Source organism: Pseudomonas sp. GL_103 (assembly GCF_057835175.1).
This window is the reverse complement of sequence record NZ_CM174420.1, coordinates 848080-863831: the sequence shown is the minus strand read 5'-3', so window position 1 is coordinate 863831 and position 15752 is coordinate 848080. Positions and strand designations below refer to the sequence as shown.

The window sequence follows — 15752 nt, the reverse complement described above, 5'->3', positions numbered from 1 at the left end:
CTTATTGTTCTGTCAGGGGACGCACGCGCACACCCTGTTCGAGCTGCGCCAGTTGCGCTGCATCGCCAATGCCGAATCCGATCTGGGTCACTGCCATCGCGGCAATCGCCGTGGCGGTGCGCAAGGTCTGCTCCGGCGTATCGGCACTGAGCAAACCGTGGAGCATCCCCGCCAGCAACGAATCACCCGCGCCCACCGTGCTGGCGACGCTGACCCTGGGTGGCGTGGCATGCAGTGCCGAGCCGACGCTGAACCAGTTCACGCCTTCGGCTCCGTGGGAGATCACCACATGCTCGATGCCCTGACCGTGCAAACGCTCCGCCGCCAAGGCCTGGGCACTGACCGACACAACCTCGCAATCCAGCACCTCGGCCAGCTCTTCAGTGTTGGGTTTGATCAGCCATGGCCCCGCTTTCAGCGCTGCACGCAACGCCTCGCCGCTGGTGTCGAGGGCGACGTTCAGCCCCAGGTGCTTCAAGCGCAAAATCAATGCCTGCAACCATTGCGCGCTGACGCCCAACGGCAAGCTTCCGGCGACCACCACCGCATCGTGCCCCGGGGCAATCTGCTCCAGTCGATCCATCAAGGCCTGCTGCGCCGCCTCGCTGACCTGCGGCCCCGGCCCGTTGATGTCGGTGATGCGGCCGTCGCTTTCCGCCAGTTTGATATTGCTGCGGGTCTCGCCCGGAACACGGATGAAGGCATCGACAAAACCGCGTTTGGCGAACAATGTTTCGAACGCTTGCAGGTTGTCTTCGCCGAGAAAGCCACTGACGGTCAGCTGATGCCCGAGGTCCGCCAGCACTTGCGCCACGTTCACGCCTTTGCCGGCGGCGTGGGTGTGCATCACATCGCTGCGGTTGACTTGGCCGGCGTCAAGGCGCGGCAACTGGACGGTCAGGTCCAGCGCCGGGTTGAGGGTCAGGGTAAGAATCCGGGCCATTACAGGGCCTCCACTAATGCGCGCACTTCATTGGCGCTGCCCACGGCCAGGGCCTGTCGGGCAAGGGTTTGAGTCTGAGTGAAGCCCAGTTCGCGAATCCGCGCCTTGACTTCGGCAATGCTGCGCGCCCCGACGCTGAGCTCATCCACCCCGAGGCCGACCAGCACCGGCACCGCCAGCGGGTCGGCCGCCAGCTCGCCGCACACACCGACCCATTTGCCGTGAGCATGGGCCGCGCGCACGGTGATGTCGATCAGTTGCAGCACCGCCGGATGCAAGCCATCGGCCTGGGCCGACAGCGTCGGATGGCCACGGTCGATGGCCAGGGTGTATTGGGTCAGGTCGTTGGTACCGACGCTGAAAAAGTCGACCTCTTTGGCCAGTACCGGCGCCAGCAATGCCGCCGACGGCACTTCGATCATGATCCCCAGTTGCAGGTCAGCGACCGGGATTTCCACACGCAGGCGCTCGGTCATGTCACGGGCCTGGCGCCACTCGTCGACGCTGCCCACCATCGGGAACATGATCCGCAGCGGCCGGTTGTCGGCAGCCCGCAGCAAGGCGCGCAGTTGTGCTTCCATGATCTGCGGGCGCTGCAAGGTCAGGCGAATGCCGCGCACGCCGAGGAAGGGGTTCTCTTCCTTCGCAATCGGCCAGTACGGCAGCGGTTTGTCGCCACCGACATCGAGGGTGCGCACCACCAGCGGCCGCCCGGCCAGACCGTCGAGGACGCGGCGGTACTCGATTTCCTGGGTCGCTTCGTCGGGCGCTTGCGGGTGGGCCATGAAAATCAGTTCAGTGCGCAACAGGCCAATGCCTTCGGCGCCCTGCTCCACCGCGCCAGCCACACCGGCGCTTTCACCGAGATTGGCGAACACTTCGACGGCGTGGCCATCGGTGGTCAGCGCCGGTTGATGGCGCCGTTCAGCCGCCGCCTTCAAGCGTTGCTCGCGGGTATCGCGTTCGGCCGTGGCGCGTTGCAGGGTCGCCGCGTCAGCGTCCACATGCAGGCGACCACGCTGGCCATCGAGCAGCAACGGCGTGCCCGGCGCCAGCAGCAACACGCCGGGGCCGGCGCCGACCAGTGCCGGAATGCCCAGGGCCCGGGCGACAATCGCACTGTGCGCCGTAGCGCCACCCCGGGCGGTGAGAATCCCCGCCACGCGAGCGGGGTCGAGACGCGCGACGTCGGACGGGCCGACCTCGTCCATCACCAGAATGTACGGTTGGTCCGGTTCGCTCGGGGTTTCGATGCCGCTGAGTTGCATCAACACCCGACGCCCGATGTCGCGCAAGTCGGCCGCACGCTCGGCGAGCAAGGCATCCTGCAACGCTTCCTGCTGCCGGGCCGCCGCTTCAATCACGGCCATCCACGCCGCCTCGGCGCTTTCGCCCTGCTTGAGGCGCGTATCGACCTCATCGGTCAGTTCCGGGTCGTCGAGCATCTCTTGGTGGGTGATGAAGATTTCGCGGATGGCTTTGCTCTTGCTGCGCTCGATCAGCCCCTGGATGTCACGGCGAACCTGCGCCAGGGCTTGCTGGAGACGCTCACGCTCGATGCCGGCGGACTCGCCGCGCAACGGGTAATCGATGGTTTGCAGCACTTGAATATGCGCCGGGCCGATGGCGATCCCCGGGGCGGCGGCAATCGCCTGAACCACGCTGCCTGACACCGGGGCGAGGACCACTTCGGCCATATCGGCAACGACTTCGCGCACCTGGCTTACCGGCGGCAACGGTTCGACTTCCTCGCCGAGGCCTTCTTCGATGGCGGCCAACAAGGCCGGCAACGCATCCGCCGCGATGCCCGGTTCGGCGATGATTTCCAGGACCTGCCCCCGACGGGCGCCGAGGCTGAGCAACTTGCTCAAACTCTTTACCGACACGGCGCTGTCGTGACCATCGACGATGCGCACACGGATGTCACCGTCAAAACTCTTTGCCAGTTGCGCGAGGATTTTCGCCGGCCGCGCATGCAAACCGTGGGCGTTGGCCAATGCAATTCGCGCGCTGGGCCAGTCGGCGGGCACTTCGCCACCGAGCACTTCGAGGACCTTGCGGCTGCTGGTGGCGCGCCCCAGCTCATGGCCACGCCCTTCGATCAACAACGCGCACAGGCGTTCGAGCAGGGCTTGATGGGCCTCGCCGAGGCTGGCCAAGCAGAACAGTCCAGTGAGTGGCTGGCCGAGATAACGCAGCGGTCTGTCCGGGGTGACGAAGGCCAGGCCCGGACGCTTCACCGTTTGCTCGCTGTGCAGCCACCACAGGCCATCGCCCAGGGGCAGCGCTTCAACCTGCTGCAACACGGCGGAGAAACCGTTGCTCACGCAGTCGGCCTGCCGCAACAGACGTGCACCGCGCCAGACCAGCTCTTCGAAATCTTCGGCCGCCACACCGAGGCCGATCATCTGCGCATCCAGCGCCAGTTCCTGCGGCGCGCCTTGCAGCAACTTCAGCAAGGCTTCGGCGGAACCGGCGCGACGCAGGGCCTGGCCCAGGTCAGTCTCGCCGAGGGCGCGGGTGAGCAATTGCAGCAGGCGCAGGTGCTCATCGGATTTGGCGGCGATACCGATCGCCAGGTAAACGATATGACCGTCGCCCCAGTCCACACCTTCAGGGAACTGCATCAGGCGCACACCGGTGGTGAACACCAGTTCGCGGGTTTCGGGCGTACCGTGGGGGATGGCAATACCTTGACCGAGAAAGGTCGAGCCCTGGGCTTCCCGCGCCTGCAAACCGGCGAGATAACCCTCGGCAACCAGGCCGTCGGCGACCAGGTGCCGGGCCAGCAATTGCAGCGCTGCGGACTTATCCACAGCCGATTGGCCCATGGAAATCTGCTCTACAGTGAGCTCGAGCATGCTTTCTCCTTTTTGGCGCCTTGGGGCACCAGGTATTGTTTTGAATGAGTCAGCTTAGGCGCTTGGTCAGCGCTTTTGGCGGTTTCACGGCAGAACCGGCCAAAGGCGCCTAAAACGTAGAAAATACGCTTGCTGAAACGTTTAATCTAGATCGATTGGCACGTTACTCGATATTGGCCCATCCTTGAAGTCCAACTTGTCGGATACGTTGCGACAATGGTCGCCTGCCTTAATCGGTTAGGATTGACGAAAATGTCGAGGCAATCTCGAAAAAACAAGGAAACAGCGGGTTGAAACTCAGTGATATCGCCCAGTTGGCCGGTGTGTCCGTCACCACCGCCAGCTATGTCATCAATGGCAAGGCCGAACAACAGCGCATCAGCAGCGCTACCGTCGAACGCGTGCGCGCGGTCGTCGAACAACATGGCTTCACGCCTAACCCACAGGCCGCCGGTTTGCGCAGCCGGCACACCCGCACACTGGGGTTCATTCTGCCGGATCTGGAAAACCCCAGTTACGCGCGAATCGCCAAATTGCTGGAGCAAGGTGCGCGGGCCCGGGGTTATCAGTTGCTGATCGCCAGTTCCGACGATGCGCCGGACAGCGAACGGCAACTGCTGCAACTGTTCCGCGCCCGGCGCTGCGACGCACTGATCGTTGCCAGCTGCCTGCCGGCCGGAGACGACAGCTATCGGCAACTGCAGGCCAAGGGCATTCCGATCATCGCCATCGACCGGGTCATGGAACCCGAGCATTTCTGTTCAGTGATCAGTGACGACCGCGAAGCCAGCCTGCAACTGACCCGCAGCCTGCTCGATCCCTTGCCCAAACAGATCGCGTTGATCGGCGCCCGCCCGGAGCTGAGCATCAGCCAGGAACGTTGCGCAGGCTTCAAAGAGGCGCTCGTCGGGTTCAACGGCGAGGTGTTGATCGAAGAAGGTGAGTCCTTCAGCCGTGAGTGCGGCAAACAATTGATGGAAGAGTTGCTGCAGCGCCTGGGCCATTTGCCCGATGCCCTGGTGACCACATCCTACGTGCTGCTTCAGGGCGTGTTCGATGCGCTGCACGACTTCCCGCTGAAAAACCGCCCGCTGCGCCTCGGCACGTTCGGCGACACCCAGTTGCTGGACTTCCTGCCGCTGCCGGTCAACGCCATGGCCCAGCAACACCAGTTGATCGCCGACAAGGCCCTCGCGCTGGCCCTGGCAGCCATCGAGCAGTCGGATTACCGGCCCGGCGTGCAGGCCATACCGCGCACGTTCAAGCAGCGTATTCTCCAGGACTGAACCGTGGAGCTGATCGACACCCACACCCATCTGGATTTTCCGGACTTCAACGTCGACCGCCAGGCGCTGCTGGCCGAAAGCCGCGCCCTCGGGGTGCGGCGGATCGTGGTGCTGGGGGTTTATCAGGCCAATTGGCAGCGGGTCTGGGAGCTGGTGCAAAGTGATCCCGACCTGCATGCGGCGTTCGGTTTGCATCCGGTGTATCTGGACGATCATCGCCCTGAAGACTTGAGCGAACTCGGCGATTGGCTAACCCGCCTGGCCGGCCATCAGCAACTATGTGCAGTCGGCGAGATCGGCCTGGACTACTTCATCGAAACCCTGGACCGCGACCGCCAGCAGGCGTTGTTCGAGGCGCAATTGCAATTGGCGGCGGATTTCGCGCTTCCGGCATTGATCCATGTGCGGCGTAGCCATGCGGCGGTGATTGCCACGCTCAAACGCTTTCGCCTGAAACGGGCCGGCATCATCCACGCCTTTGCCGGCAGCAAGGAAGAAGCCCGGGAATACATCAAGCTGGGTTTCAAACTCGGTCTTGGTGGCGCACCGACCTGGCCGCAGGCGTTGCGCATGCACCGTGTGCTCGGCGAACTGCCACTGGATTCGGTGGTGCTGGAAACCGACTCGCCGGACATGGCCCCAGCCATGTTCCCCGGCCAGCGCAACAGCCCGGCACACTTGCCGGCGATCTGCGCGGCACTGGCCGACATCATGACGATCAGCCCCGAGCAATTGGCCGCGGCCAGTACGGCCAATGCCTGCGAGTTGTTTAACTGGTCATAACGGCCAGCACCCGCCAACTGTGGGAGCGGGCTTGCCCGCGAAGATAGCGGCACATTCAACGTCAATGTGGCTGAAGGACCGCTTTCGCGAGCAGGCTGCTCCTACAGGGTTCCCGAGCGGTCTTTCAAACCCGGAATGCGCTGATCAACTGTTTCAACTCCACGACCTGGGCCGACAACGCCCGGCTGGCATCTTCGGTCTGATGCGCACCTTCAGCGGCGCGCTCGCCGGCGCGATTGATCTCGACGATGTTCTGGTCGATGTCGTGGGCCACGGCGGTTTGCTGCTCCACAGCGGCGGCAATCTGCTGGTTCTGGTCGACGATCATGCCGACCGCTCCCAGAATGTTTTCCAGCGCCCGCTGGACCTTTTCCGACTGCCCGACCGTGCCGTTGGCCATTTCATGGCTGGTGCCCATGGCCTTGACCGCCGCGCCGACACCGCCATGGAGCCTGGCGATCATCTGCTCGATTTCTTCGGTCGATTGCTGGGTTCGTTTGGCCAGGGTCCGGACTTCATCGGCCACCACGGCGAAACCACGGCCCTGCTCACCGGCCCGTGCTGCCTCGATGGCGGCATTGAGCGCCAGCAGGTTGGTCTGCTCGGCGATGCTCTTGATCACTTCGAGCACGCGGCTGATGGACTGGCTGTCGCTGGCCAGTTGGTTGATCACCAGTACCGATTGATCGATCTCGCTGGCCAACGCGGCAATGCTGCCTTGCTGAGACTCCACCAAACTGCGGCCACTGATGGTTTCATCGTTGACACTGTGAGCACTACTCACCGCTGCGGCGGCACTGCGCGCGACCTCCTGGGAAGTGGCCGACATCTGGTTCATCGCCGTGGCCACTTGTTCGATCTGTGTGCGCTGCCCGGCGACGGCCTGGTTGCTTTGCGCGGAAACGTTTTCCACTTGCCCGGCCTGACGCTCGACTTCGCTAACGGTCTGCCCCACCCGCTCGATCAGGTCATGGATCTTTTTCACCGTGCCGTTGAATACCTCGCCCAGCTCCCCCAGTTCATCGCGACTGTGGGCGCTGAAGGTCACGGTCATGTCGCCGGCCGCCACCTTATCCATCACCGCCCCCAGGCGCTTGAGCGTGGTGCGGGTCGAGGCATAGAAAGCGCCGTAGAGATAAAAGATCAACACAAATACGACTGACAACGCCACGGCCTGCAAGACCATGTGCGTGCGGTTCTGGTCCAGGCGTTGCTGCAACTGCGGGCCCAGATACTTCAGGGTCGCTTCGTTGAGTTGGTAGGTCTGGTCCATCAGGGCGCTGACCTGATCGTAAAAAACCTGCCACGGCGCGTCGAGGGTATCGGCCATGACCACTTGTTCTTCGAACAGCTCGCTGGCTTTCTTCAAGGATGCCCGGCTGCTATCGGCCTGAGCGGTCAGGGTATCGCGTGCGGCTTTGCTGGAACCCAGGGCATCCTGCAGCTTCAGGCCATACTCGGCCTGGAGCTTTTCAATCTGCGCCAACAATTCATCGAAACGAGTACTCGAAGCCGAGTTGATGAACCCCTGCCCCAACGAATAAGACCCCATTGCCCGACCTTCGCCCAGGATCTGGGTGACCCGTGGCGTGACGAGGGTGACGAGCTCGCTCAACTGGCGCATGTCGCTCTGGTTGTCGCGACTGAGGCCGGACTGGCTGGTGATGAGTTGGCTGAAAATCTGCGCGCTGCCCACCAGCTTGCCGATCAAGGCACTTTTGCTTTGCAGGGAGTTTTCCGTTTGCTGGGCCTTGAACGCGGCGATCATTTCATCGCGTTTGCCATCAAACACCGCGACCTGCTCCGGGTCGCTGGTCATCGCCGTCAGCCCTTGCAGGCGAGTCAGAATATTCTGTTCAAGGGCGCTGACTTTCGATTCGACATTGCCGGCCTTGCCGGATTGGCCGAGGCTGACATTGATCTGCACCAGGTTGTTCAGGGTTTCCAGATCGCGCCGCAGCGTCAGGCTGCTGCCCAACAGGTCGAGACTTTGCAGTTCGATGCGCGTGCCCTGGAATTCGCGGTAGGAGTCACGCACCAGATAGAAGTTGGTCACCAGCATCGGCACCAGGAACAGTACGCTGATCAGGCTGAACTTCATGCCGAAGCTCAGGCGGTTCATCAGTGCGACAGCGGGATAGAGCAAGCTCTTCACTGGATGTCTCCCTTCAATTTTTTATTTTTTTTATTGGCAGGCGCAGACAGAAAGCAGATAGCCACTATTCGGCGCTATCTCTGTATAACTTAAATCGGCAGGGGGTTTTGTAACTTAAGGTTAACGACAGGGCGAAGCACTTCGGACTAGTGATCGCCCTGTGGCTAAGGAGCTTGCTCTGAATGCAGCGTTAATGCAGGACTGTCCACAACGCAAATCCGGCATACCAGAGCACCGCTGCACGCAACAGCAGCGCCCAGATGCGGTCCAGATTGTTGATACCTTCTACGCCGGTCACTGGCGCCGGAATTTCACCGGCCACCAGCCCGACTTTCACGATCAGTTGCGCGGCGCTTATGTTCCAGTTCAGCAGCTCATGCAGCATGACCCGACTGACCGCGACAAAATTGCCGACCAACGCCAGGCTCGCCGCCAGCAGACGCACCGGCAACCAGTCGAAGGCGTGACGCAGTTGCCCGGCGCGCTCGACCACCGCCGGGTTTTTCCCGTGCTCTTCGGCCAGCGCCAGCAGCCGATAACTCAGCGCCGCGACCGGCCCCAACAGGAAGTACCAGAAAATCACCGCGAAAAAGCTATGGTAGGCCTCCCACAGCAAATGCCCTTCGACCTGCTCCAGCAGCTGCTCGCCACTGTCTGCGCAGATATCCAGATCGCGCTTGGCGACATGGGCCGCCGCTTGCAGGTCCTCTCGACGCCAGGCATCGCGGAACGGCCCGAGATCGCCCAGCAGATCACCACGTCCCAGGCTGTAGATCACTACCAGCAAATGGATCGGCAACGCCAGCAACCCGTAGGCCACCGGCTCGATGACGACCAGCAGCAAACCGAGCAACGCCACCGGCAACAAGACCAGTACCGCCAACACCAGCCATGGCCGGTTTGAAAGTCGCGGGCTGGCCTCAAGCTTGTTCAGCTCGTGTGTCCAGCCATTGTCACGCTGAACCCGATGGCGCAGGGCCGAGAACTTCTCGATCCACACCGCCAACAGCAACACCAGAAAACTCATCGTCCTTCCTCTTGTGCCAGGGCGGCACGATAGCGTGCCCAGTCGAACGCCGGCCCTGGATCGGTTTTGCGCCCCGGTGCAATGTCGCTGTGCCCGCAGATGCGCTCTGTGGTGATTGCCGTGAACGCCTGTTGCAACTGACGGGTCAGGGCTGTCAACGCGCTGTATTGCGCGTCGGTGAACGGCAGATCATCCGTGCCTTCGAGCTCGATGCCCACTGAAAAATCGTTACAGGTTTCCCGCCCCTCGAAGCTCGAGACACCCGCATGCCACGCACGCTCAAGGCATGAAACAAACTGAGTGACGGTACCGTCACGCTCGATCAGAAAGTGCGCCGACACCCGCAAATCCACGATCCCTTCAAAGTAGGGATGTTCGGTGACATCCAGACGATTCTGGAAAAACTCCTGCACCTTGCCGGTGGCGAACTGTGCCGGCGGCAGGCTGATGTTGTGGATCACCAGCAGGGAAACTTCGCCTGTGGGGCGCGCATTGAAGTTGGGTGAGGGGCAGACATGCACACCCTGAATCCAACCGCTCGCGGGGTCCAACTGCATACATATTCCTTCAACGGCGACTGTGTTGGCACAGTATGCCGCGATAATCCCCCGGGGCGCGATCCCTTGCCGTGTTTGAGGCGCTGGAGGTTGCTGATCTCAAACAGGCGTTTGTTCGGAATCGACGGTCAACGCCGACAACGGCAGGGATTCGACCAAATGCAGGCGCCAGCACCAACGTAACGCTCTGATGCCTTGGGTTGGTCCGCGCCATGGCCCTATAATCGAGCCACTTTGTTTGTGGAGTCCGTTATGCCGAATCTACGTCTCGCCGATCTGACCGCCGAAATCGAAGCCAACGTGCGCCGTGCGTTGCGTGAAGACATCGGCAGCGGCGACATCACCGCGCAGTTGATACCGGCCGAACGCCTGGCCAAAGCGACCATCATTACCCGTGACGCGGCCGTCATCAGCGGCACCGCCTGGGTGGATACCGTGTTTAGGCAACTGGACCCACGGGTGGCGGTGCACTGGCAGGTTGCAGATGGTGAACGGGTGACGCCCAATCAGGTGCTGTTCCACCTCGAAGGCCCTGCGCGCTCGCTGCTGACCGGCGAACGCAGCGCCCTGAACTTCCTGCAATTGCTCTCCGGCGTGGCAACCCGCGCGCAATACCTGGCGGACTTCGTGGCCGAGACTCAGGTCAAGCTGCTCGACACCCGCAAAACACTGCCGGGGCTGCGCCTGGCGCAAAAGTACGCCGTGACCTGCGGCGGCTGCCATAACCACCGCATCGGCCTGTATGACGCCTTCCTGATCAAGGAAAACCACATCGCCGCCAGCGGCGGCATCGCGCAGGCCATCGCCGCCGCGCACAAGATCGCCCCGGGCAAACCGGTCGAGATTGAAGTGGAAAGCCTGGATGAACTCAAGGAAGCGCTGGCGGCCGGTGCCGACATCATCATGCTCGATGAACTGAGCCTGGACGACATGCGCGAAGCCGTGCGCCTGAACACCGGCAAGGCCAAACTGGAGGCCAGCGGCGGGATCAACGAAAGCACGTTGCTGCCGATTGCACAGACCGGGGTGGATTACATTTCGATCGGTGCGATGACCAAGGATGTGAAGGCGGTCGATCTGTCGATGCGCTTGAGTCTCTAGGAGCAGTTACAAGCGGCAAGCTGCAAGCTTCAAGCGGATCTGCTTTGACTTGTAGCTTGCCGCTTGAAGCTTGAAGCTGCTTTCAAACCACCAGATTGTTCATCTCGCAGTACTCTTCCCACCCGACGCCCAGCACCTCGGCAGCTTCTTTATGCAGCTTCAGGCGTTCTGCTTCGTACTCCTCCGGCGTTGAGGTGTACTTGAGCGTCAATTCCCACGGCTGCAAGCCCTGGGCTTCCGCCTCGTCCTCGAAAGCCCATTGAATCTGGTCTTTCTGATCATCGGGACTCAAGTCCTTGATCTCGTCCATCAGTTCGGGGGCATCCAGCACGTACTTCTTCAGCGCTTCTTCGTGTCGGGCTTGCTGGGTCATCTCTTTAACGGTCATGGCGTTCTCGCTGATCTGGGAATGGAAGATGGATCTGGATCTTCAAGGATCTCTCTGACACAAAAACCGGATCAGGCCCGGTTCATCTGGCCTTCAGAACCATTCTGGATCATCTGAAAACTGCTGGGCGGTGCTCAGGCAGGCTCCGAATATAGGACGTTTGGCTGCGGATTTACACGTCTCTTTGCATCTCCCCACAAAAAGTTGTGCACACGATGTTTTGATGACGGCGGGAACATAAATTCAAACCCCCCAGTCATAGCGATGTGCCATATCAGCACTTCACAAGGAATCCAGGTGATGCGCAGCTTTTCGAAGTTTTCGTCTGTTGTGTCCGCGACGGTGGTGACAACCTTGCTGGGAGCCCTGGCGCTACCGGGAACCGCACTGGCCAGTGTTGAATTGAGTAGCGGTTACACGTCCTCCGGCGACAAACTCACAGTCATTCACAATGAATTTGGCAAAGACGTGCTCGTGAGAAGCGATTACAGCCTCGACGATCTGAAAAAAATGCAGGATACGATCGACAACCAGACCCGGCAGCTCGAAGAGCTCAAGCGCAATAGCGGTTCCAGCTCAAGCTCGAGCAGCAAGGAAATCGACGAACTCAAGCGCACGCTGGCCGAGCAGGAGCGCGACATCAACAACCTCGGCAAACAGGTTGAAGAGCTCAAGCGCAATAGCGGCTCCAGTTCCAGTTCGAACAGCAGCGAGATTTCCAGCCTGAAGCGGGAGGTCAGCGATCAGGACCGCGAACTCGAGAACCTCAAGCGCACCGTCGAGGACCTGAGCAGAAAGGTGAAATAACCGGGGGGACATGGTGCCCGAGACAGGAATCGAACCTGCGACCTTCGCGTTACGAGTGCGCTGCTCTACCGGCTGAGCTACACGGGCGGTGGGCTAAACCTAGCACTGAGTTTCGACTCCGGCAACGTCGCCAGTCATCTCTGTGATCTACAGACAAAAAAATGCCCCGCCGTTTTCACGGCGGGGCATTTTCTACAACGTTGAAGCGGTCAGGCGTGAGGCGTAATTAAACGCCCGAAGCCTTGGCCGCTGCCACGTCTTTGATGGACAGCTTGATACGGCCGCGGTTGTCCACGTCCAGTACCAGTACTTCCACTTCCTGGCCTTCTTTCAGGATGTCGGTCACTTTCTCAACGCGAGCGTCGCTCAGCATGGAGATGTGTACCAGACCGTCCTTGCCCGGCAGGATGTTGACGAATGCGCCGAAGTCGACGATGCGCTCAACCTTACCAACGTAGATCTTGCCGATCTCGGCTTCAGCGGTGATACCCAGAACGCGCTGACGTGCTGCTTCAGCCGCTTCCTTGGTTTCGCCGAAGATCTTGATCGAACCGTCGTCTTCGATGTCGATCGAAGCCTTGGTCTCTTCACAGATCGCACGAATGGTCGCGCCGCCTTTACCGATGACATCACGGATTTTGTCGGTGTCGATCTTCATCGCGATCATGGTCGGAGCGTTGGCCGACAGTTCGGTACGCGACTGGCCAATGATCTGGTTCATCTGGCCGAGGATGTTCAGGCGCGCTTCCAGGGCTTGGCCCAGAGCGATCTCCATGATTTCTTCGGTGATGCCCTTGATCTTGATGTCCATCTGCAGCGCGGTGACGCCTTTGGCGGTACCGGCTACCTTGAAGTCCATATCGCCCAGGTGGTCTTCGTCACCCAGGATGTCGGTCAGGACGGCGAATTTCTCGCCTTCTTTAACCAGACCCATGGCGATACCGGCAACCGGCGCCTTCATCGGCACACCGGCGTCCATCAGGGCCAGGGAAGCGCCGCAAACGGAAGCCATCGAGCTCGAACCGTTGGATTCGGTGATTTCCGACACAACACGGATGGTGTACGGGAACACGTCAGCGGCAGGCAGCATGGCCGAAACCGAACGACGGGCCAGACGGCCGTGACCGATTTCGCGACGACCAGCGCCACCCATGCGACCACACTCGCCTACCGAGAACGGAGGGAAGTTGTAGTGCAGCATGAACGGGTCTTTCTTCTCGCCTTCCAGGGTGTCGAGCAGCTGTGCATCACGGGCAGTACCCAGAGTTGCAACGACCAGAGCCTGGGTTTCGCCACGGGTGAACAGAGCCGAACCGTGGGTTTTTGGCAGGACACCGACTTCGATGTTCAACGGACGTACGGTCTTGGTGTCGCGACCGTCGATACGTGGCTTGCCGTTTACGATGTTTTCGCGAACGGTGCGGTATTCGATTTCGCCGAAAGCCGCTTTGACTTCGCTGGAAGAAGGCTGGCCTTCTTCACCGGACAGCTTGGCAACGACCTGGTCCTTCAACTCGCCCAGGCGAGCGTAACGGTCGGCCTTGACGGTGATGGTGTAGGCCTGGGAGATCGCTTCGCCGAACTCGGCACGGATAGCGCCCAACAGTTCGGTGGCTTCTGGCGCAGGAGCCCAGGTCCAGGTTGGCTTGGCAGCTTCAGCGGCCAGTTCTTTAACGGCGTTGATCACAACCTGGAACTCGTCGTGAGCAAACAGTACCGCGCCCAGCATCTGGTCTTCGGTCAGCTCTTTGGCTTCCGACTCAACCATCAGTACGGCGTCCGAAGTACCGGCAACGACCATGTCCAGGCTCGAAGCAGCCTGTTGCTCGTAGGTCGGGTTCAGCAGGTAGCCGGTGCTTTCGTGGAAGGCAACGCGGGCAGCGCCGATCGGGCCATCGAAAGGAATGCCGGAGATCGCCAGCGCAGCCGAGGTACCGATCATCGCAGCGATGTCCGGATCGGTCTTCTTGCTGGTGGAAACGACGGTGCAGACAACCTGCACTTCGTTCATGAAGCCTTCCGGGAACAGCGGACGGATCGGACGGTCGATCAGTCGGGAAGTCAGGGTTTCTTTCTCGGAAGGACGGCCTTCGCGCTTGAAGAAACCGCCAGGGATCTTACCGGCAGCGTAAGTCTTTTCCTGGTAGTGAACAGACAGAGGGAAGAAGCCCTTGCCTGGATCGGCTTGTTTTGCACCGACTACGGTCACCAATACGCTGACATCGTCGTCAACGGTGACCAATACTGCGCCGGAGGCCTGACGGGCGATACGGCCAGTCTCGAGGGTAACGGTCGACTGACCGAACTGGAATTTTTTGATTACCGGGTTCACGGTGTCCTACCTTCTTTGTGGCTCTTGGGGGAACTGGTTTCTTGCGAAATTCTTGGGCAATGTCGGGAATCGGCCCGACTGGTTTGTCCAGGTGTTACTCAGGCAAAGCAGGTATCCAGATAAAACTTGAGGCTGGGAGCCTGCCATGCGCCGGCGGGAAACCCGCTGGTGCACGACAGACAACCAACCTCTAGCGCAATCGCTTATTAGCGACGCAGACCCAGGCGACCGATCAGAGTCTGATAGCGACCCAGATCCTTGCCTTTCAGGTAGTCCAGCAGCTTACGACGCTGGTTAACCATGCGGATCAGACCACGACGGGAGTGGTGGTCTTTACCGTTGGCCTTGAAGTGACCTTGCAGCTTGTTGATGTTGTGGGTCAGCAGTGCAACTTGCACTTCTGGCGAACCGGTGTCACCAACAGCTTGCTGGTAGTCAGCTACGATTTGAGCTTTTTCTTGAACGTCGAGAGCCATGAGGCAATCCTTTTATCAGGAAACTGTTTCAGAAAAACAGTTTCAACAGGCCAGGGACAAATCCCTGTATCTAAAAATGAGTAGTGACCGTGCCTGTTGACAGCCACCCTCGTCCGGTCATTCTGACCGAATCAGTCGACGCGGCGCGATGCGCCCGTCTTCGCTCACTTCACCGATACCGATGAAGCGACCATTGTGATCCTGTACCCGCACCATGCCGAACTTCGGAGCATCCGGGGCACGTACCGGCTGGCCGTTGAGCCAGTAGAACGCACTCGCTTCCGAGAACTGCAATAGTGGCCAATCCAGCAGGCCGCTGTCCGATGGCATCAGGAAGCGATCGACCGCTTCGTTGCCGCCTTCGGCATGTACCGCTTCCAGCTCTTCGAGAGTAACCGTCTGCGCCAGGGTGAATGGCCCGGCCTGGGTACGTCGCAGTTCTGCAACGTAAGCGCCACAACCGAGTTGCTCACCAATATCCTCCACCAAGGTGCGGATATAGGTGCCTTTAGTGCAATCCACCGCCAGCCGCGCAGTATCACCTTCGAAGGCCAGCAATTCCAAGCGCGTAATAGTAACAGAACGCGGTTCGCGCTCCACTACTTCGCCTGCACGAGCCAGCTTGTACAGCGGCTGTCCATCACGCTTGAGTGCCGAGTACATCGGCGGTATCTGACTGATTTGCCCACGAAATTTCGGCAGTACAGCCTCGACATCGGTGCGACCAACGGTCACCGGGCGCTCCTGCAAAACTTCACCTTCGGCATCCGCCGTGGTGGTGGTCTTGCCCAGTTGCGCCAGGGTTTCATAACCCTTGTCGGAGTCGAGCAGGTATTGCGAGAACTTGGTCGCCTCACCGAAGCACAGCGGCAACACGCCGGTGGCCAGGGGATCGAGACTGCCGGTATGACCTGCCTTTTCGGCGTTCAGCAACCAGCGAACCTTCTGCAAGGCCGCGTTGGAGGTGAACCCCAGCGGCTTGTCGAGAAGGATAATGCCGCTGACGTTACGACGGATACGTTTGACCTGAGCCACC

General features: G+C 60.6%; 13 protein-coding genes and 1 tRNA gene. 4 read left to right on the top strand and 10 right to left on the bottom strand.

Annotated elements, in window-relative coordinates; translation table 11 throughout:
* Nucleotide 1 precedes the first annotated feature (1 nt).
* Together pfkB and ptsP are read right to left on the bottom strand one after the other, a co-directional pair.
* A complete protein-coding gene (gene pfkB / locus AC3IP0_RS03850) occupies nt 2-943 on the bottom strand; it encodes a 1-phosphofructokinase (protein WP_489318316.1) in 942 nt (313 codons plus the stop codon).
* Nucleotides 943-3804 carry a phosphoenolpyruvate--protein phosphotransferase gene (ptsP, locus tag AC3IP0_RS03845; RefSeq protein ID WP_489326683.1) on the bottom strand — a complete coding sequence of 954 codons (2862 nt, stop codon included), beginning with the start codon at nt 3802-3804 and terminating at the stop codon, nt 943-945. The genes pfkB and ptsP overlap by 1 nt, the downstream gene beginning before the upstream one ends.
* Nucleotides 3805-4094: 290 nt before the next feature.
* On the opposite strand from ptsP, the gene cra reads away from it, so the two are divergent.
* Complete coding sequence (gene cra / locus AC3IP0_RS03840; RefSeq protein ID WP_489318314.1) at nt 4095-5090, top strand: catabolite repressor/activator; 996 nt, start codon at nt 4095-4097, stop codon at nt 5088-5090.
* A 3-nt stretch (nt 5091-5093) separates the two neighbouring features.
* A complete protein-coding gene (locus AC3IP0_RS03835; protein WP_489326682.1) occupies nt 5094-5873 on the top strand; it encodes a TatD family hydrolase in 780 nt (259 codons plus the stop codon).
* Nucleotides 5874-5997: 124 nt separating this feature from the next.
* Here the strand turns inward: AC3IP0_RS03835 and AC3IP0_RS03830 are convergent, their stop codons facing one another.
* The 3 genes from AC3IP0_RS03830 to ampD form a co-directional block, all read right to left on the bottom strand.
* Nucleotides 5998-6702, bottom strand: a complete 705-nt coding sequence (locus tag AC3IP0_RS03830; protein WP_489319716.1) for a methyl-accepting chemotaxis protein — start codon at nt 6700-6702, stop codon at nt 5998-6000.
* A 1516-nt stretch (nt 6703-8218) separates the two neighbouring features.
* Complete coding sequence (gene ampE / locus AC3IP0_RS03825) at nt 8219-9055, bottom strand: regulatory signaling modulator protein AmpE (protein WP_489318312.1); 837 nt, start codon at nt 9053-9055, stop codon at nt 8219-8221.
* Nucleotides 9052-9612 carry a 1,6-anhydro-N-acetylmuramyl-L-alanine amidase AmpD gene (gene ampD / locus AC3IP0_RS03820; RefSeq protein ID WP_489318311.1) on the bottom strand — a complete coding sequence of 187 codons (561 nt, stop codon included), beginning with the start codon at nt 9610-9612 and terminating at the stop codon, nt 9052-9054. The genes ampE and ampD overlap by 4 nt, the downstream gene beginning before the upstream one ends.
* Nucleotides 9613-9864: 252 nt before the next feature.
* Between ampD and nadC the strand changes: the two genes are divergently transcribed.
* A complete protein-coding gene (gene nadC, locus AC3IP0_RS03815; RefSeq protein WP_489318310.1) occupies nt 9865-10713 on the top strand; it encodes a carboxylating nicotinate-nucleotide diphosphorylase in 849 nt (282 codons plus the stop codon).
* A gap of 82 nt (nt 10714-10795) precedes the next feature.
* On the opposite strand, the gene AC3IP0_RS03810 is transcribed toward nadC, so the two are convergent.
* Nucleotides 10796-11101: a DUF6388 family protein gene (locus AC3IP0_RS03810; protein WP_489318309.1), complete on the bottom strand. Its 306-nt coding sequence runs from the start codon at nt 11099-11101 to the stop codon at nt 10796-10798.
* Nucleotides 11102-11401: 300 nt separating this feature from the next.
* On the opposite strand from AC3IP0_RS03810, the gene AC3IP0_RS03805 reads away from it, so the two are divergent.
* The gene (locus AC3IP0_RS03805; RefSeq protein ID WP_489318308.1) at nt 11402-11908 is read left to right on the top strand and encodes a hypothetical protein; all 507 of its coding nucleotides are present in this window, start codon (nt 11402-11404) and stop codon (nt 11906-11908) included.
* Nucleotides 11909-11919: 11 nt separating this feature from the next.
* Here AC3IP0_RS03805 and AC3IP0_RS03800 read toward each other — a convergent pair.
* From AC3IP0_RS03800 to truB, 4 genes are all read right to left on the bottom strand, one after another.
* Nucleotides 11920-11995, bottom strand: a tRNA-Thr gene (locus AC3IP0_RS03800).
* 139 nt (nt 11996-12134) lie between these two features.
* Nucleotides 12135-14240 (bottom strand): polyribonucleotide nucleotidyltransferase, encoded by a 2106-nt coding sequence (gene pnp / locus AC3IP0_RS03795; RefSeq protein ID WP_007915263.1) that lies wholly within the window; start codon nt 14238-14240, stop codon nt 12135-12137.
* A gap of 206 nt (nt 14241-14446) precedes the next feature.
* Entirely contained in the window at nt 14447-14716 is a 270-nt protein-coding gene (gene rpsO / locus AC3IP0_RS03790) for a 30S ribosomal protein S15 (RefSeq protein WP_003177875.1), read from the bottom strand.
* Between the two features lie 117 nt (nt 14717-14833).
* Nucleotides 14834-15751 carry a tRNA pseudouridine(55) synthase TruB gene (gene truB, locus AC3IP0_RS03785; RefSeq protein ID WP_095058377.1) on the bottom strand — a complete coding sequence of 306 codons (918 nt, stop codon included), beginning with the start codon at nt 15749-15751 and terminating at the stop codon, nt 14834-14836.
* Nucleotide 15752 lies beyond the last annotated feature (1 nt).